Here is a 16,763-nt window from a genome sequence, read left to right as displayed (position 1 = left end):
ATTTATTTAGTCCCCATCGCAATATCTATGCTTTATACCGGTTTAACCTCGAAATGTTATATCACTCATCTTTTAAAAAGCCAGACTAAAGCGACAAAAAAACACTTATATGTTAATTATTTACCGCAGCTCAATCCACAACCTGTCTTTATTTTCAAAGCAGATAAATCACTGACGTTCTCAAATACTCCCGCTCAGAAGTTATTTCCTGAAATAGCTCAATTTAATGATTTGATTGAAGGTTCCATTGACGAAATTATCGAACATGAAAAAGTTGATACTCATACATTAAACTTAAGTAATGGCGACACCTATTCATTTATTATTCGTGGTTCTAACGAACTCGATGGTGTCGTGGTATACGGCTCCGATATTAGTGAAGTGATCAAACTTAACCAAGAAATACATGATACCCAGAAAGAGATAATTTATACCATGGGTGAAATCGGCGAAACACGTTCTAAAGAAACCGGTGATCATGTTCGTCGCGTTGCAGAATATTCCGAATTGTTAGCAAAGCTATGTGGTTTAGATTGCCATGAAGCAGAATTAATTAAGCTCGCCTCTCCGATGCATGATATAGGTAAAGTGGGCATCCCAGATTCAATTCTCAAAAAGCCAGGAAAATTAACAGAAGACGAATTTGAAGTGATGAAAACACATGCTGAATTAGGTTATAACTTACTTAATCATTCAACCCGTCCAGTACTAAAAGCGCTGGCAATTATTGCTTATCATCATCATGAAAAATGGAATGGCTCTGGTTACCCGCAAAACCTCAGTGGTGAAGATATTCATATTTATGGCAGAATTACTGCTGTTGCCGATGTCTTTGATGCGCTAGGCGACGAAAGAGTGTATAAGAAAGCCTGGCCTTTAGATAAAATATTAGCGCTTTTTGATGAGCAAAAAGGGATACACTTTGACCCATTGCTGGTGACATTGATGAAAGATAATTTATCTGAGTTTTTAAAGATTCGTGATAAGTACCCTAACTAGTTGAAATAATTTTCTGATAAAGAAAATTATAATGATCATTCCTTCATTTACTGTGATGCGTTATCATGAATTCCTTACAAATCTCTTATAATGATATGGGTAATAAACTTAATATGAAATATCGGCTTTTATCTTTATTACTTATTCTTATTGTCACGGGTTGTGCACAAACACCTCCACCTTCCCAACAAGCACCAACAGACATCTCCTGGGAATCGCAAATAAGCCAGCTTGAACAATTAAATGATTGGTCTTTTTCAGGGAAACTTGGTGTATTTAGTCCAGAAGGACGCGACTCAGTTAATATTAATTGGCAACAGTCTAAAAATAACTTCCATATTATTTTAACCGCGACCTTAGGTGTTAATGTATTAGATATAAATAAAACAGATGATTTCACCGTTATTATCGATGGAGAAACCTACCAATCATCAGATCTAGACATGCTAATTACAGAACTTTCAGGTATGCGACTTCCTATTCAAGAGTTACAACAATGGATAAAGGGTAATCCTAGTGGAGCAAGTTACCAGCTTGACGAAAACAAACAGTTAGTTAGTTTATTAGGTGGACAGAAAAATACCGGCCTATGGTTGATCTCTTATTCTGATTTTAGATACATAGAAAACATTAATTTACCCCATAGCTTACAATTAACACGTGGTGATTTACGTTTAAAGTTTAAAATTTCTAATTGGGAAATACCTTTACAGAACAACAAATGACAATCGAATTTAGAAGGTAACATGCTCAAAACAGACATTATTCGTTGGCCTGCTCCGGCCAAACTCAATTTATTTTTATATATTAATCGTCAACGAGAAGATGGTTACCATGAATTACAAACTCTATTTCAATTTATCGACAGATGCGATTATTTAACCATTCAAGCTAATACCTCAGGAAAAATCAATATTACTCCAGATATTGAAAATTTGCCCATCACAGACAACCTTATATACAAAGCGACTATGCTATTAAAACAGCACGGGGCTACAGATTTAGGCGCAGATATCCACCTCGAAAAGAACTTGCCTATGGGCGGTGGTTTAGGGGAGGCTCATCCGACGCGGCGACAACATTAATCGCCTTAAATTATCATTGGGATCTTAATTTGTCACAGGCTCAGCTTTCTCAAATAGGTTTATCACTTGGAGCTGATTTACCTATTTTTATTGCAGGTGAAGCATCTATTGCCGAAGGTGTCGGAGAAAAGCTAAATAAAGTCCTTCCCGACGAGAATTATTACCTTGTTGCAACACCCGACTGCCATATTTCCACGCCAGCTGTTTTTCAAAATGACATGTTAATACGTGATACCAGCAAACGCCCTTTGTCTGATCTGATGCAACAAAATTGGTCCAATGATTGCGAGCCTTCGGTAAAAAATAGTTATCCTAAGGTTGCCAAGGTTATCGACTGGTTGATAGAATACGCACCGACTCGACTGACTGGAACCGGCGCGTGTGTTTTTAGTACATTTTCAAGCGCCCAGGAAGCTCAAGTTGTTTTAGATAAAAGTCCTTCATGGTTAACTGCTTTCACCTGCAAAGGTTTAAACAACTCACCTGTTAACACGCTTTTATCGACCCTAAAATAAACTATTGTAGCTGATCTAACCTCAGCTACTCATGTTAATCAGCATGTTGCTTTTTAACATCAACTCTCAGGATGACAGAGGTCCTCAAAGTGCCAAATATGAAACTATTTGCAGGTAATGCGACACCAGAATTAGCACAAAAAGTAGCTGATCGTCTTTTCATTAAGCTAGGAAGTGCGGAAGTTGGGCGCTTTAGTGATGGAGAAATCCATGTACAAATAAATGAAAATGTACGTGGCGATGATATTTTCATCATGCAATCTACTTGTGCGCCAACCAATGATAACTTAATGGAATTGATCGTTATGATCGATGCCATGCGTCGTGCTTCTGCAGGTCGTATTACAGCCGTTATTCCATATTTTGGTTATGCACGCCAAGATCGTCGTGTTCGCTCTAGCCGTGTTCCTATTACAGCAAAAGTTGTAGCTGACTTTTTATCTAATGTCGGTGTTGACCGTGTATTAACAGTCGACCTACATGCTGAGCAAATCCAAGGTTTCTTTGATGTACCTGTAGATAACGTATTTGGTAGCTCTGTATTATTAGAAGATATGTTAGAGAAAAAACTAGATCGTCCAATGATTGTTTCTCCTGATATTGGTGGTGTTGGTTCGTGCTCGTGCACATGCTAAATTATTAGATGATGCAGACTTAGCTATCATCGACAAACGTCGTCCAAAAGCAAATGTTGCGCAGGTTATGCATTTAATTGGTGATGTAGAAGGTCGTCATTGTATTATTGTTGATGACATGATTGATACCGGTGGTACATTATGTCAAGCGGCAGTACCCTGAAAGAACGTGGTGCGCTATCTGTTTATGCCTATGCAACTCACGCTGTATTTTCTGGTAAAGCGGTCGAAAACATCAGAAACTCTGTTATCGACGAATTTATTGTAACGGATTCAATTCCACTTTCAGAAGCAATTCAAGCAACTGGCAAAGTGAAGCAACTAACATTAAGTGGCATGCTAGCTGAAGCAATTCGTCGCGTAAGCAATGAAGAATCTATTTCTGCGATGTTCCACTATTAATAAGCTAATTTATATGCCGATTTAAGGCTGAAAATATTATCTTTTATTAAAACGCCTTTTAAAGGCGTTTTTTTTGTTTTCATTTGTACAAATATATAACTTGCGTTATTATAGCGCGCCTTTTTTATACAGCCTCACAGAGGTTAAAAGGCGGTTTTATCTAGTCGCAAGATAAAATCTCATTTAAATTTGAGAAGTGAATATTCATTTCTCGTTATTGGAGTTACACCATGTCTATTAAATTAGTAGCAAAAACACGTACTGACCTAGGGAAAGGTGCGAGTCACGCCTTCGTCATGCAGACTTAGTACCAGCAATCGTATACGGTGAAGGCAAAGCGCCTGTATCAGTTACTTTTGAACAAAAAGAATTACGTAAAGTTGAAGTTGTAGAAGCATTTTACTCTTCAATTTTAGATCTTGAAATTGATGGCGTTGCTGAGCAAGTATTGCTTAAAGCAGTTCAACGTCATGCATATAAAGAACAGATTCAACATTTAGATCTTTTACGTGTTAGTGCAACAAATGAACTACAAACAACTGTACCACTTCACTTCATCAATGAAGAAACAGCTGAAGCAGTTAAGAATGGTGGTGTTGTTTCTCACATCGCTAACGAAGTTGAAGTTGTTTGTTTACCAAAAGATCTACCATCTTTTGTTGAAGTTGACTTACAAAATGTTGAACTTGGTGCAACTGTTCATCTTTCTGACCTTGTTCTTCCTGCAGGTGTTACATCTGTTGAGCTTTCTAAAGGCGAAGAGCATGATCTTCCAATCGCAACAATCGCACTTGCTAAGCAAGCTGTAGAAGTTGAAGAAGAAGGTGAAGCGACAGAAGAAGCAACTGCTGAATAATCGTGTCAACAACGATTAAATTGCTTGTGGGCCTGGCTAATCCAGGCCCCGAATACGCACAAACACGTCACAATGCCGGTCAATGGTTTTTAAACCAACTCGCCCTACAAGAAAATATTCAACTTAAACCTGAAGCCAAATTTTATGGTCTAACAGGTCGCATTCAATTTGTAGGTAACGATCTGCGTTTATTAGTCCCTACTACCTTTATGAATCTCAGTGGTAAATCAGTTGCGCCGATGGCAAAATTTTATCGCATTAAACCTGAAGAGATTTTAGTAGCACATGATGAACTTGACCTTCCTCCAGGAGTCGCTAAATTTAAATTAGGTGGCGGACATGGTGGCCATAATGGTTTGCGCGATATTATTAGCCAACTCGGTAATAATAAAAATTTCTACCGTTTACGTATTGGCATTGGTCACCCCGGTGACAAAAATAGAGTCAGTGGTTTTGTACTAGGCAAAGCACCTAGAGCGGAACAAGACTTAATTGACCAAAGTATTGATGAAGCCGCACGTTGCACCCCTATTTTAGGACGTGACGGGTTAGCTAAAGCGATGAATCGCTTACATAGCTTTAAAGCACAATAATATTAATAAAGACTCTTTAAAAATTAAACTCTTATTTTAAAGAAATCAGAAAATATAACGATTTAAAAGGTAACTAAAATGGGTTTTAAATGTGGCATCGTAGGACTACCAAATGTAGGTAAGTCGACTCTCTTTAACGCACTCACTAAAGCGGGTATTGAAGCCGCAAACTTCCCGTTTTGTACTATTGAACCAAATACGGGTATCGTTCCTGTACCAGATCCACGTCTTGATAAACTAGCAGATATCGTCAAACCAGAGCGTGTCATTCCAACAACAATGGAATTTGTAGATATTGCCGGTCTTGTAGAAGGCGCATCTAAAGGTGAAGGTCTTGGTAATAAGTTCCTCGCAAATATTCGTGAAACAGATGCCATTGGCCATGTTGTTCGTTGTTTCCAAGATGACAACATTGTTCATGTATCGGGTAAAATTGATCCTAAAGATGATATCTACATCATTAATACAGAACTTGCTCTTGCTGATTTAGAAAGCTGTGATCGTAGTATTTTACGTGTTGCCAAAAAAGCAAAAGGTGGCGATAAAGATGCTAAGTTTGAACTACCTGTATTAGAAAAAATTAAAGCACATCTTGAAAATGATGGCATGGTGCGTGGCCTTGATTTAGAAAAAGAAGAAAAAGTCGCCGTTGCTTATTTAAACTTCTTAACGGGTAAACCGACTATGTACATTGCAAATGTTGCAGAAGATGGTTTCGAAGATAATGAATATCTCGATGTAGTACGTGGTATTGCTGAAAAAGAAAATGCGGTTGTAGTGCCTGTTTGTGCTTCAATTGAGTCAGAAATTTCTGAGCTTGATGAAGAAGACAAAGCAGACTTCTTAGAAGCAATAGGCCAAGAAGAGCCTGGTTTAAATCGTGTTATATACAATGGTTATCAGCTTTTGCATTTACAAACATACTTTACCGCTGGCGTAAAAGAAGTTCGTGCATGGACAGTAAAAATTGGTGCAACCGCGCCTCAAGCGACCTGGAGTTATTCACACTGACTTTGAACGTGGATTTATTCGAGCTGAAATTATCGGATATGATGATTTCATTGAATTTGAAGGTGAAGCTGGTGCAAAAGAAGCCGGTAAATGGCGTTTGGAAGGTAAAAAATATATTACCCAAGATGGCGATGTTATTCATTTCCGTTTTAACGTTTAATAGTTTTTTTAAACCAAAACAAAAAAAGCAACCTAGGTTGCTTTTTTTATATGTATTTTTCTAATAAATGTTTCTGGTAGATGTATTCTAACAAAAACTAATCTACACAAATTTCTATCTGAACACCCTTCGCTTTTAATAATTGTAATATCTTCTCTTCTGACTGAGAATCTGTCACTAACCAATTTAATTTATTACTATCACAGACCTTATAGGTGCCCATTTTACCGAGTTTTAAAGATGAACCTAGAACGATTACCTGTTCAGATTGATCTATCATTGTTGATAGTGTTTCCGCTTCATCAAGTTGATTAATGCTTAAACCTTTATTAGGGTGCAAAGCACAAACCCCTAAAAAACAACTATCAAAGTGAATTTTACGAAGCATGGCATTAGTTGTTGCTCCTAATGCCATCACAGCAGACTTTAAAACTTTTCCACCTAACAAAATCAATTCAATATTATCGTGATACATTAATTTACTAGCCACCAGCGGGCTGGGTGTTACAACAGTAAAATTAAAATGCGTAGGCAAGTTCATGGCTAATTGTAAACATGTAGTACCTGAGTCAATTAGAATGGTTTGATCAGGCTGTATAAATTTAATTGCAGCATAATGCAATTCGCTTTTTAAGCGGATCAACTTCATCTTGTCGTTCGCGATAAGCTTCATATTCCTGTTGTAAAGGTAATGCGCCACCGTGAACCCTGCGTAATAATTTGTCTTCATCAAGCTGTTTTAAATCACGTCTAATAGTATCTTCAGAAACAGAAAAGGCTTGGCTCAATTCCGTTGCGTAGACACGGCCTTGCTGGCTAAGTAGGTCTAAAATTCTATTATGTCTTTCCTGCTGTAACATGTTTAACCTTTCTTATATTGTTCGTCGAGTACACTATAACCCGCACCCGCTTTTTTATGTACATGGATTTGATGATTAATACGTTCTTTTAAGGCTTCAACATGGGAAATAATACCAATCAATTTACCTGTTGCATTTAGTCGTTCTAATGCGTCCAATGCCATTGCTAAAGTGTTTTCATCTAATGTGCCAAAACCTTCATCTAGAAACAGTGATTCTATCTGTGTCTTGTGGCTGACTAAATTAGATAATGCTAAGGCTAATCCTAAACTAACCAGAAAACTCTCGCCTCCGGAAAGTGTTTTAACATCACGAACACTATTCGCTTGCCAACAGTCAATCACCTGCAAAGCCAGCTCTTCTTCTACATTTCGTTTAAGTTGGTAACGTTGATCTAAATTGGCCATTTCTCGATTTGCTAAATAAATTAAATTATCCAGTGTTAATCCCTGTGCAAATTTTCTAAATTTACTTCCATCTGCTTGTCCGACTAATTTATTGAGTAACTCCCATTGCTCTGCTGTTTCTTTAAAGTGTTGTGTTTTTAAAATTAAATCCTGTTGCTTCATCTGATTAAGTTTATCGCTTTCTAAGGCAGACTTATTTGTAATAAGTGAGCCATTAAGTTCAGTTTCAGCTTGTTGTAAATTGATAAGCTGTTCCTTTAACTGTGCTTTATCTAATTCTGATGTTTGTTTACTTTGATGCTCAGCTTGTTGCTTCAATAAGCTATCAAATTGCGTTTGTTTAGTTAATAGCGCTTCTTTAAGTGTTGTAGCTTGAGTCTGTAAAACAATAATCTCTTCCTCACTTCTATAAGCTTTCTCAAAATGAGCTTTATTCACAAAATTATTTTTTGCTAATTGCTCAGAAAAGATAATAGAAGCATTTTCTAAATCTTCATTAATTCGCAATTGCGCTTCCTTTAACGTATCTAATGCTCCTTGATTGCCTTTTATTTCAAGTTGAATAGAAACAACGCTTTTATTAGCGTCTTCAACCTGTTTTTCTAAAGCCTGTAATTGTTGATCATATTCTAATTGTAATTGCTCACTGTTTTTTGTAGAAAACTGCTGAATACGCTTTTCTTGTAATGCATTTTTTTCAACAATCACCTGATGAAGCTGTTTTTCAGCTTCTTCAAATAGGCTTTGTGCATGATTTAAAGATTGAGATTTCAGTTGAACCTGTTGCTCAACCTCTGTCATTAAACGATTTAATTTCTGTTGCTCAAGCTGTAATTGACTGAGTTGCTCTATATTATCTTTTTGTGTTTTTAACCAAGTTTCAGGTGAACTAAATACCTGCTCAATAGCTGGATAGTTAGATAGTGAATCACTGACTTTGTTTTTTATTTGTGCAATTTGAGTAGTCAATTGCGATGATTGTTCTGTAAGTTGCTGACTCTGGTTAATATATAGTTTTAACTCATTACTATAACTGTTAAAGGTTTCTCGGCAGTCATTTAATTGTTTATTCAAGTTTGTTTGTTTTTGTATTAGTGGTTGAATTTTTTTGTCGATCTCTCTGAGTTGTTTTACTTTTCCAGTCAACTCGATAATTTCAGCTTTTAATAGTGTTTCTTGTTCAGTTAACAAGATCAAACTATTCTCTGAATATTCGTATTGTTTAAATTGAGCATAGCTATTTTTTGACCAGCTTTGATGATCCGCCTCAATTGTATTTTTTAAAATTGGCAAACTTTTTTCTAGTTGATCAATACACTCAGATAAGGCTTTATTATCCCAGTTTAATTTTTCGTATTCACTACGCTTTTTTCTAACGCTTCACTTTTAGCATTTAAACGTTGCTCGGTACTTTCAATATCAAGCTTAGGTCTGTCATTAATGGCTGGGTGCGATAATGAACCGCATAAAGGACATGGTTTATCCTCTTCTAATTGTAACTGTAAATCCTGCACACTGCGTAATAGACTATCCTGTTTGATTAACGTTTTTAAATCAGTCTCTTCAGTTAATAATTGCTTGCCCTGATTTTTAAGCTCAATTAAATTTTCACGCTGTTGCTGTAGTTGATGTTTTTTGTCAGATAGCTCTGCTTCATTAACACGCAAGGTTGCATGAGATTGATTTAGAGATTTCGCTAATTGTATTAATGCAAACAAAGCATCTTTATGCTCATGCATGCGACTTATTTGATCTTCAACATCTGTTTCTAAGCAGGAAGCAATACTTTCCTTTTGCATGGAAAAATCTTCTATCTCATGCTCGCTCTCTTGCAATAAAGCCTGAAACTGTTGCATTCTTTGTTGTGTCTCTTGCTTAGCAGACTTGGTTATTTTGGATGTGTAAATTAATTGTTTTTAATTGTTCAGTTAAGGGAATTAATTTGTTTTGTTCAGCATTATAATGTTGCAAATAATGCTCGATCATTGTCAATGTTCCGCTTTCAATCGACAAAGGTATTTTTTCATTAATGCTTTTTTCTACGGATAATAGCGCTTGTTTATGTTGTGTTAATCTATTGTTCAATTCACTGAATTGTTGATATGCCTGTTGTTGAAGTTGCTTTTGTGACTCAACGACTCCTTTTTTCAAATATGACCTTTTCAAAACGAATCAACTCTCGTTCCATTGGTTTTAAGTCTTCATTTAAAGCTTTTGTATTTTTATGATAACTTTGTAGGCCTATTTTTTTCTTATTACCGAGTAATGAAAATTGTTCTTGCGCCTGGGTTAATTTAGATTGTAAGTTTAACTGTGTTTGATTTGCTTTTTCACGTGCTAGGGCATTATCTTCGGATAGTTTTTGCTGTTCATTTAATGCATTAAAATAGGTTAAAACACGATTTGCTTTTTGAGCATTTGCAATAACTTCTGTCTGTGGCTTAAAATTCTCGAGATTTTGTTCTGCGAGTATTTTTTGTGCATTTATCTCCTCCAGTTGCTTTTTAAGACTTTCAGCTTCTGAATGCCATAACAGCATTTTTTCGATATTTTTTATTTCTCCTCGTGTTGAGTCTAATTTTCTCTGTAACGCTCTAATATCGCCTTCTAGTGCCTCTCTTGATTCCTCATCCAATATATTTAATAAATCGGTTTGGCTAGAAAGTAATGTTAACTCTGCTTGTACTTCTTTATTACGTTCAAAAATATGCATAGAAATCTGACAATAGATTTCTGTTCCGGTTAACTCCTCTAATAACTCCGCTCTATCTTTAGGGCTGGCATTTAAAAAAGCAACAAAACCGCCCTGTGCTAACAACATTGATTTGGTAAAACGTGAGAAATCTAACCCGGTTAATTGAATTACCTGTTTTAATACTTCACTACTTTTGGTGCATAAAATTTTATTATCTTCAATTTCTGCCAATTCACAAATAGGAGCCTGTAGCTTGCCATCACTTTTCTTGCGTGCTCGACTTTGTGCCCATGACACTCGATAAGCTTTTCCTTTAACACTAAACTCCACCTCGGCTTTACAGGTGGCGGTTCCACGGGTCATTAACTCATTTTTACTTTGGGTTAATTTAGCTAGACGTGGTGTTTCCTGATACAAAGCAAGGCAAATAGCATCAAGCAATGTACTTTTTCCCGCACCAGTATGACCAGTGATAACAAATAAACCGTTATCCCTGAATGCCTGCTCTCGAAAGTCTATTTTCCATTGCCCCATCAATGAATTTAAATTTTCAAATTCCAGTGATAGTATTTTCATGATTTTTGCTCCAATTCAGCACAACTCTGTGCAAATAAAACCTTAAGTTGTTGCTGTTGTAGTTCACTCAAATTATCCTCGCAATCAAGACGATGTTGAAATAACTCTGCAGGTGTTAATGCATCAAGCGTTTCAATATGAGTCGCTTGCCATTGACTGTTTTCATCAATTTTAGGCGTGCTGATTTTTAATATTTCAATTTTTGTATCAACAATTAGTTGGTTTAACTCTGCTTGCACATCACTGCGATAAAAAGCTTCTTCAATTTTAACTTCAACCCAAACTGATGTGTCTTTTACAGTGAGATCAATAATTTGTTGTTTAATAGAAGCCAAATCCCTTTTATAACTAACAGTGATTGAAAAGCTGGAATAACGATTTCTGAAATTAAAGGAATTGAGTTTGCAGGTACTTGCTTTGTGCTCTTTGTTTCGGTTAATTCATTATTATTATCAAAATCAACAAGGATCACTTGTTTTGCATGTTTAGCCTCATCGAAACTTAAAGCGATAGGAGAACCGCTATAACGAATATAAGGATTTTTTTGCACTTGTTGTGAACGATGTAAATGCCCTAGCGCAATATAATCAAAAGCGGGAAATAGTTGTGCAGGAAACGCCGTCAAGGTCCCTATGTAAATGTCTCTAACAGATTCAGAAACAGAACAACCTACAGCGGTCAGATGCCCAGTTGCTATAATTGGAATACCCATATCAGCTCTTTTTTCACAGGCTAATCGATAGATATCTTCATATATCTGAGCAATACCCTGTTGTAAGCTCATTTGTTTTTGTGAGGCAGAGGAACCAGACTCACTAGACATGACATCAGTTGCTCTAAGAAAAGGAAGTGCACATAGCAAGGCTTGATTATTATTTTTATCCGCGACGGTTATAATATGATCTTGCAAATCTTCACTGATGCCGGCGACCACTGAAACATTTAACGCCTGCAATAGGCTTTTACTCTCATTTAAAACGGCTACACTGTCATGATTTCCGGCAACAATAATTAAATTTGTGCAAGCAACCGTTTGTAATTTAACAATAAAGTCTGCATACAATTTTCGTGCATAGGAAGCAGGTGATGCGGTATCAAATATATCTCCGGCAACCACAATGACATCAATCGAGTGCTTCTCAACAATATCAATTAGCCAGTTTAAAAATGCATAGTGTTCAGCTTCTCGGCTTTTCATCATAAAATGCTGGCCAAGATGCCAATCAGAAGTGTGTAATATTTTCATTAAAACGTTCCTATTAAGAGACTTAATAGTTTAGCAAGTCCATCATTAGAAAACTCTTTTTAGTTATTTAAAAGTTAGTCGCTTAGTAAATTAGCAATTTCAGATCGAAATAAGCACAATTTGTTTGACAAATAAGCAAACGCAACAAAAAGCACTTTTTTTATTAAAAAACAGTTGACGATTGTAGGTGAACTCAGCATAATGCGCCCCATCGAGACAACGACTGGTCAAACAGAAGTTTTCAAGATAATGCAAAATGGCTACATAGCTCAGTTGGTTAGAGCACATCACTCATAATGATGGGGTCCCTAGTTCAAATCTAGGTGTAGCCACCAATTGCATATGCGGAAGTGGCGGAATTGGTAGACGCGCTAGATTTAGGTTCTAGTATCGTAAGGTGTGAGAGTTCAAGTCTCTCTTTCCGCACCATTCTTAACTTAGTTAAGAAACCATAGCGAAGACAACGCTCAATAATTACAATTGAGATATCACTAAGTGGTAAGGTATCGCCAGGTTTTAATATAGGATCTCGGCATGTCGAATCATGATTTTCTCAGCGAAGACAACGCTAAATTACAGTTGGGATATCGCCAAGCGGTAAGGCACCGGGTTTTGATCTCGGCATTCAGAGGTTCAAATCCTCTTATCCCAGCCACATTTCTCAAATTCATTTTTAAAATGTGTTTGTAAATACTTGAAGAAGTTTAAACTTAGCTGGTATGCTTAAAAATACAGCGAAGAAAACGCACAATAATTACAACTGAGATATCACTAAGTGGTAAGGTATCGCCAGGTTTTAATATAGGATCTCGGCAAGTCGAATCATGATAATCTCCGCGAAGAAAACGCACAATAATTACAACTGGGATATCGCCAAGCGGTAAGGCACCGGGTTTTGATCTCGGCATTCAGAGGTTCAAATCCTCTTATCCCAGCCACGCGGAAGTGGCGGAATTGGTAGACGCGCTAGATTTAGGTTCTAGTATCGTAAGGTGTGAGAGTTCAAGTCTCTCCTTCCGCACCATTACTCTTTAATTAGAGTAATAAATTAACCAGCAAATGCTGGTTTTTTTATATCTGACTTTATTGTCAGAAGTATGACGGCTACATAGCTCAGTTGGTTAGAGCACATCACTCATAATGATGGGGTCCCTAGTTCAAATCTAGGTGTAGCCACCATTCTTAACTAAGTTTAAGAATATCTTAATATCCCCTTCTTAATCATCTTCAACAAAATATCCATATCTTAAATTTTAAAATCTCATTAAATTTTTAATTTATAAGCTACAAATAAACAGAAGAAAAATGAAACAATTAATGTTGGGGCAATGGTATAAAAGACATTAGGGGTTGAGACCAAGAGATGCACACTTGCCAGTAATATACCAGTAATTACGACAGTTAGTAATGGTGCAATAAATAAACTTAAGTAATTAACTCGGTTATATAAGAAAGTAACTAAAGTGGCCATAAAAAAAGTAATGATGAAGCTCATCCCCCTTGTGTTAATCCGGAGATAATACCTTCGGAACCAGTCTCTGTATGATTAATAAAATACGCCCAACCGCCCCAAAAAGTAAAAGCAACAAAAGCAGAGAATATATTGAAATAGCGTGGATCGTTAAATAAACGTTTCATAGACTTCCTTTAAATTATTTTATTAAAGCTTAGTCAACTTTTAGAAAAGTGTTAAATTAACAACTGATTTTAACGGGTTAGAGTATGATTATTAAAAAGAAATGGCGAATTTTAACTGTTGGCGATGGCGATTTATCCTTTTCTTATTCGCTTTTTAAATATCATCGCCCGGCGCATTTAACAGCGACAGTCTATGATTCACAAAGCACTATGACTAATAAGTATCGTGACAATGCTTTGCGTTCATTACAACAAAAAGATGTGAATATACTATTTAATTTTGACGTTACTAACCCTAACTCATGGTCTACATTACAAAAGAATAAATTTGATGTGGTGATTTTCCAATTTCCGCTATTACCTGCATTTCAATCTTTTCAAGAATATAAAAATAAAGCGGAGAAAATTAGTGTAAACACACTAAACCGGCAATTATTACGTCACTTTTTGGATAATGCCTTTCAATATTTTCTAGACCCTAATGGCCAACAACTTTGTTTCATTACTTCAAAGGATGTAAAACCCTACCGAGAATGGAACATTGAAAATGCCTTACATAAACAAAGTAATTTTTATTACTTAGGGTCTTCGTTATTTGATATACAAAATTTTCCTGAGTATAAAGTGCGTAATGTTGATAGAGATAAACATGTAAGAGATACCAAAGGTAGAACCTATGCTTGGACCTTACAAAAAAATCATGCCTTGAAAAAAGAATTAGAAGCACCCATTTATCAAGAAGAAAATTGTTGCTCTATGTGCCGGGCTGGCCCATTTACCACTGAATTTGATAGAAATGAACATAATGCCTCAAAGAAGCACCAACAAATGGTACAATTTGAAGCACTATGGCAAGCGCTAATTAACCGTTTTTAGCTTTAAAAATTGCGAGTTGTTCTTCGGTAGCTGGTAATTGATGGTGCTCTTTCCATTGCGAGTAAGGCATACCATAGACATGCTCTCTTGCTTGGTCATAATCAAGATCAACGCCTAATGTTTCCGCTTCTGCTAACATCCACTTTGATAAACAATTACGACAAAAACCAGATAAATTCATTAATTCAATATTTTGCACATCTTTACGACTATCGAGATGGGCTAATAAACGGCGAAAGGCAAGTGACTTCAAGTTGAGTTTTTTGTTCAGGTGTCATCTTTTAATCCAAAATAGTTAAAGTCATAATATGTTATACCAAATATGTTAAATATGTGATCTAATTTTTCATAACAACTATTTTAAACAGATCGTCTATAATTTTAATTTAATACTTGATACGGACTTTTTTATGCAATCAACCTCTAGCCAATCACAGGGTTTATTACTTTTTAAGTTATCAGCGTTACAAAGCTTTGCCCTTGGGACACTAAAAATTCAAGAGATAGTTCCCTATCAGCCCTTAACACAATTGCCGAATGCAAGTGAGCACGTTCTGGGTGCAACCAGTATTCGAGGGCAGACTTTATCCATTATTGATATGGCGGTACGCTGTGGGTTATCCGCCAATCAGTGAAGAAGAGAAAAAATAGCGTTATAATTATTACCGATTGTAGTCGTCAGCATGTCGGTTTTTTAGTACGAAAAATAGAACGTATTATTGAATGTAATTGGAAAAATATAGAGCCACCACCAAGTTCATTAGGCCATAAAACCTATATCACGGGTATTACTCATTTTGAAAAAAACATTATCCAATTGCTTGATATTGAGCTTTTATTATCACAAATCTTTCCAGAAGATAACAAACATTCAGTTGAAATAACGGGGGTAAAAAAAGGACTCTTACAAAATGAACATATTCTATTAGTTGATGACTCAGCAGTCGCTCGTAAACAATTAGAAAATGCACTAACTCGTATAGATGTCCCCTTTAAAGTATGTACAAATGGTCATGATGCATTAAACGTGATGAAACAACTGGCTACAAAGGATGATCCTATTACCATTTTAGTCAGTGATATTGAAATGCCTGGTTTAGATGGTTATGAGCTTACCTTTGAAGTACGCAACACCAAGGAGATAGCGAACACTTACGTAATTTTACATTCTTCATTATCAAGTAAAATGAGTGTCGACCGTGCACAGCAAATAGGTGCTAATCAAGCACTTACTAAATTTGTCGCGCAAGACTTGGTTGATGCAATGTTAAAAGCAACCGATAAGAATTAATGTAATCACCTAGTGTAAATTAACAAAGCGTTATTCGATTATTGTTTGTCTGCTCCCATTTATTTAGAATAAAATTCCTTGCTTCTTAAGGTCAGCAAGGGATAATTTATTTAATATCTTTATTTTAAATGGGAAAACTATGGCTCATTATTTTTATTCTTTTCGTCGTTGTCCATATGCAATGCGTGCAAGACTTGCTCTTTCTTACAGCGGGCAACAAGTGCAATTACGAGAAATAATTTTAAAAGAAAAACCCCTGAAATGCTAGCGCTCTCTAGTAAAGGTACGGTACCTGTTTTGCAATTAAATACGGGTGAAGTTTTAGATGAAAGCCTAGATATTATGGTATGGGCGCTTTCTCAAAATGATCCTGATCACTGGTTAACAGAAGACATTCACACTGTTCTTGCCTTAATTGACGAGAATGACTTCGAATTTAAATCATGGTTAGATAAATATAAATATGCAGACCGTTTTCCAGAAAATACAGAGGAATTTTACCGCCAGCAATGCGAAGATTTTTTAGTAAAATTAGAGCAACGCTTGAAACAACATACATACCTATTCTCAAACAGCCTTAGTTTAGCTGATATGGCAATTTTTCCTTTTATCCGCCAATTTTCAGGCGTTAATAAAAACTGGTTTGAGCAGGCTCCCTACCCTCATTTACAAGACTGGTTAAAAAACCTGGTTAACAGCCAACTATTTATTTCTATAATGCAAAAATATCCAACTTGGTTGAGCACACAACAGTCACACATTTTTCCAGAATAATTTTCAACTTTGAAAATAGAAATCGTAGTAAAACTTAATGATGAAATTTTACTACGATTGCTATCACATCAGTTTTTTTGAACAAACCATTCTCTTTCTATGTATTTGATTATTAGTAAAGTTAGTTACAATAATAATTATCAT

The 16,763-nt window shown here is 36.0% G+C and carries 15 protein-coding genes, 6 tRNA genes and 6 pseudogenes; 17 read left to right on the top strand and 10 right to left on the bottom strand.

Annotation, left to right across the window (positions count from 1 at the left end):
* The first annotated feature begins 27 nt into the window (after window positions 1-27).
* The 7 genes and pseudogenes from ACLKMH_RS11615 to ychF all read left to right on the top strand — a co-directional run bounded on the left by ACLKMH_RS11615 (window position 28) and on the right by ychF (window position 6,256).
* Entirely contained in the window at window positions 28-999 is a 972-nt protein-coding gene (locus ACLKMH_RS11615; protein ID WP_413702078.1) for an HD-GYP domain-containing protein, read from the top strand.
* A gap of 65 nt (window positions 1,000-1,064) precedes the next feature.
* Window positions 1,065-1,724, top strand: a complete 660-nt coding sequence (lolB, locus tag ACLKMH_RS11610) for a lipoprotein insertase outer membrane protein LolB (protein WP_413702077.1) — start codon at window positions 1,065-1,067, stop codon at window positions 1,722-1,724.
* Window positions 1,725-1,745: 21 nt separating this feature from the next.
* Window positions 1,746-2,599 (top strand): annotated as a pseudogene (gene ispE, locus ACLKMH_RS11605) (4-(cytidine 5'-diphospho)-2-C-methyl-D-erythritol kinase).
* An 89-nt stretch (window positions 2,600-2,688) separates the two neighbouring features.
* Window positions 2,689-3,636: pseudogene (locus tag ACLKMH_RS11600) on the top strand (ribose-phosphate pyrophosphokinase).
* A 230-nt stretch (window positions 3,637-3,866) separates the two neighbouring features.
* Window positions 3,867-4,492: pseudogene (locus ACLKMH_RS11595) on the top strand (50S ribosomal protein L25/general stress protein Ctc).
* Window positions 4,493-4,494: 2 nt separating this feature from the next.
* Entirely contained in the window at window positions 4,495-5,085 is a 591-nt protein-coding gene (gene pth / locus ACLKMH_RS11590) for an aminoacyl-tRNA hydrolase (RefSeq protein ID WP_413702076.1), read from the top strand.
* A 78-nt stretch (window positions 5,086-5,163) separates the two neighbouring features.
* Window positions 5,164-6,256 (top strand): annotated as a pseudogene (gene ychF, locus ACLKMH_RS11585) (redox-regulated ATPase YchF).
* A gap of 97 nt (window positions 6,257-6,353) precedes the next feature.
* Here the strand turns inward: ychF and ACLKMH_RS11580 are convergent.
* The 8 genes from ACLKMH_RS11580 to sbcD are packed head-to-tail and all read right to left on the bottom strand — an operon-like array spanning window position 6,354 to window position 12,040.
* Window positions 6,354-6,878, bottom strand: a complete 525-nt coding sequence (locus ACLKMH_RS11580; RefSeq protein ID WP_413702075.1) for a DeoR/GlpR family DNA-binding transcription regulator — start codon at window positions 6,876-6,878, stop codon at window positions 6,354-6,356.
* Window positions 6,859-7,116 (bottom strand): DeoR family transcriptional regulator, encoded by a 258-nt coding sequence (locus tag ACLKMH_RS11575; RefSeq protein WP_413702074.1) that lies wholly within the window; start codon window positions 7,114-7,116, stop codon window positions 6,859-6,861. Before ACLKMH_RS11575 ends, ACLKMH_RS11580 begins: the two co-directional genes overlap by 20 nt.
* Window positions 7,117-7,118: 2 nt before the next feature.
* Complete coding sequence (locus ACLKMH_RS11570) at window positions 7,119-8,816, bottom strand: SbcC/MukB-like Walker B domain-containing protein (RefSeq protein WP_413702073.1); 1,698 nt, start codon at window positions 8,814-8,816, stop codon at window positions 7,119-7,121.
* Between the two features lie 50 nt (window positions 8,817-8,866).
* Entirely contained in the window at window positions 8,867-9,379 is a 513-nt protein-coding gene (locus ACLKMH_RS11565; RefSeq protein ID WP_413702072.1) for a hypothetical protein, read from the bottom strand.
* Window positions 9,380-9,398: 19 nt separating this feature from the next.
* The gene (locus ACLKMH_RS11560) at window positions 9,399-9,674 is read right to left on the bottom strand and encodes a hypothetical protein (RefSeq protein WP_413702071.1); all 276 of its coding nucleotides are present in this window, start codon (window positions 9,672-9,674) and stop codon (window positions 9,399-9,401) included.
* On the bottom strand, window positions 9,655-10,794 hold the full coding sequence (locus ACLKMH_RS11555; RefSeq protein WP_413702070.1) for an AAA family ATPase: 1,140 nt from the start codon (window positions 10,792-10,794) through the stop codon (window positions 9,655-9,657). The genes ACLKMH_RS11560 and ACLKMH_RS11555 overlap by 20 nt, the downstream gene beginning before the upstream one ends.
* Window positions 10,791-11,129, bottom strand: coding sequence for an exonuclease SbcCD subunit D C-terminal domain-containing protein (locus tag ACLKMH_RS11550; RefSeq protein WP_413702069.1), 339 nt, complete (start codon window positions 11,127-11,129; stop codon window positions 10,791-10,793). Before ACLKMH_RS11550 ends, ACLKMH_RS11555 begins: the two co-directional genes overlap by 4 nt.
* Window positions 11,090-12,040, bottom strand: coding sequence for an exonuclease subunit SbcD (gene sbcD / locus ACLKMH_RS11545; RefSeq protein ID WP_413702068.1), 951 nt, complete (start codon window positions 12,038-12,040; stop codon window positions 11,090-11,092). Before sbcD ends, ACLKMH_RS11550 begins: the two co-directional genes overlap by 40 nt.
* A 258-nt stretch (window positions 12,041-12,298) precedes the next feature.
* Between sbcD and ACLKMH_RS11540 the strand changes: the two genes are divergently transcribed.
* The 6 genes from ACLKMH_RS11540 (at window position 12,299) to ACLKMH_RS11515 (ending at window position 13,219) form a co-directional block, all read left to right on the top strand.
* Window positions 12,299-12,375 (top strand) — tRNA-Met (locus tag ACLKMH_RS11540).
* A 9-nt stretch (window positions 12,376-12,384) separates the two neighbouring features.
* Window positions 12,385-12,469 (top strand) — tRNA-Leu (locus tag ACLKMH_RS11535).
* 151 nt (window positions 12,470-12,620) lie between these two features.
* Window positions 12,621-12,695 (top strand) — tRNA-Gln (locus tag ACLKMH_RS11530).
* A 208-nt stretch (window positions 12,696-12,903) separates the two neighbouring features.
* A tRNA-Gln gene (locus tag ACLKMH_RS11525) sits at window positions 12,904-12,978 on the top strand.
* Between the two features lies 1 nt (window position 12,979).
* A tRNA-Leu gene (locus ACLKMH_RS11520) sits at window positions 12,980-13,064 on the top strand.
* Between the two features lie 78 nt (window positions 13,065-13,142).
* Window positions 13,143-13,219 (top strand) — tRNA-Met (locus ACLKMH_RS11515).
* Window positions 13,220-13,531: 312 nt separating this feature from the next.
* On the opposite strand, the gene ACLKMH_RS11510 is transcribed toward ACLKMH_RS11515, so the two are convergent.
* Window positions 13,532-13,678, bottom strand: coding sequence for a hypothetical protein (locus ACLKMH_RS11510; protein WP_413702067.1), 147 nt, complete (start codon window positions 13,676-13,678; stop codon window positions 13,532-13,534).
* 84 nt (window positions 13,679-13,762) lie between these two features.
* Between ACLKMH_RS11510 and ACLKMH_RS11505 the strand changes: the two genes are divergently transcribed.
* Complete coding sequence (locus tag ACLKMH_RS11505) at window positions 13,763-14,554, top strand: class I SAM-dependent methyltransferase (RefSeq protein ID WP_413702066.1); 792 nt, start codon at window positions 13,763-13,765, stop codon at window positions 14,552-14,554.
* Here the strand turns inward: ACLKMH_RS11505 and ACLKMH_RS11500 are convergent.
* Entirely contained in the window at window positions 14,541-14,807 is a 267-nt protein-coding gene (locus ACLKMH_RS11500) for a DUF1244 domain-containing protein (protein WP_413702065.1), read from the bottom strand. The two genes, ACLKMH_RS11505 and ACLKMH_RS11500, sit on opposite strands and share 14 nt — an antisense overlap.
* 157 nt (window positions 14,808-14,964) lie before the next feature.
* Here ACLKMH_RS11500 and ACLKMH_RS11495 point away from each other — a divergent pair.
* The 3 genes and pseudogenes from ACLKMH_RS11495 (at window position 14,965) to ACLKMH_RS11485 (ending at window position 16,619) form a co-directional block, all read left to right on the top strand.
* Window positions 14,965-15,845: pseudogene (locus tag ACLKMH_RS11495) on the top strand (chemotaxis protein).
* Between the two features lie 139 nt (window positions 15,846-15,984).
* Window positions 15,985-16,148 (top strand): annotated as a pseudogene (locus ACLKMH_RS11490) (glutathione S-transferase N-terminal domain-containing protein); the annotation flags it as partial.
* A gap of 39 nt (window positions 16,149-16,187) precedes the next feature.
* Window positions 16,188-16,619, top strand: coding sequence for a glutathione S-transferase C-terminal domain-containing protein (locus ACLKMH_RS11485; protein ID WP_413702320.1), 432 nt, complete (start codon window positions 16,188-16,190; stop codon window positions 16,617-16,619).
* Window positions 16,620-16,763: the final 144 nt, after the last annotated feature.

It is taken from the genome of Psychromonas sp. KJ10-10 (assembly GCF_047323245.1).
Taxonomy (GTDB): domain Bacteria; phylum Pseudomonadota; class Gammaproteobacteria; order Enterobacterales; family Psychromonadaceae; genus Psychromonas.
Note: the sequence above shows the minus strand (reverse complement) of the source record. Positions and strands in the feature narration are given on the sequence as shown.

Coding starts and splice junctions, on each gene's coding strand:
- ACLKMH_RS11510 (WP_413702067.1), bottom strand. CDS start 13,678: ATGAAACGTTTATTTAACGATCCACGCTATTTCAATATATTCTCTGCT.
- ACLKMH_RS11615 (WP_413702078.1), top strand. CDS start 28: ATGCTTTATACCGGTTTAACCTCGAAATGTTATATCACTCATCTTTTA.
- ACLKMH_RS11505 (WP_413702066.1), top strand. CDS start 13,763: ATGATTATTAAAAAGAAATGGCGAATTTTAACTGTTGGCGATGGCGAT.
- sbcD (WP_413702068.1), bottom strand. CDS start 12,040: ATGAAAATATTACACACTTCTGATTGGCATCTTGGCCAGCATTTTATG.
- ACLKMH_RS11575 (WP_413702074.1), bottom strand. CDS start 7,116: ATGTTACAGCAGGAAAGACATAATAGAATTTTAGACCTACTTAGCCAG.
- lolB (WP_413702077.1), top strand. CDS start 1,065: ATGAATTCCTTACAAATCTCTTATAATGATATGGGTAATAAACTTAAT.
- ACLKMH_RS11485 (WP_413702320.1), top strand. CDS start 16,188: ATGGTATGGGCGCTTTCTCAAAATGATCCTGATCACTGGTTAACAGAA.
- ACLKMH_RS11565 (WP_413702072.1), bottom strand. CDS start 9,379: ATGCAACAGTTTCAGGCTTTATTGCAAGAGAGCGAGCATGAGATAGAA.
- ACLKMH_RS11555 (WP_413702070.1), bottom strand. CDS start 10,794: ATGAAAATACTATCACTGGAATTTGAAAATTTAAATTCATTGATGGGG.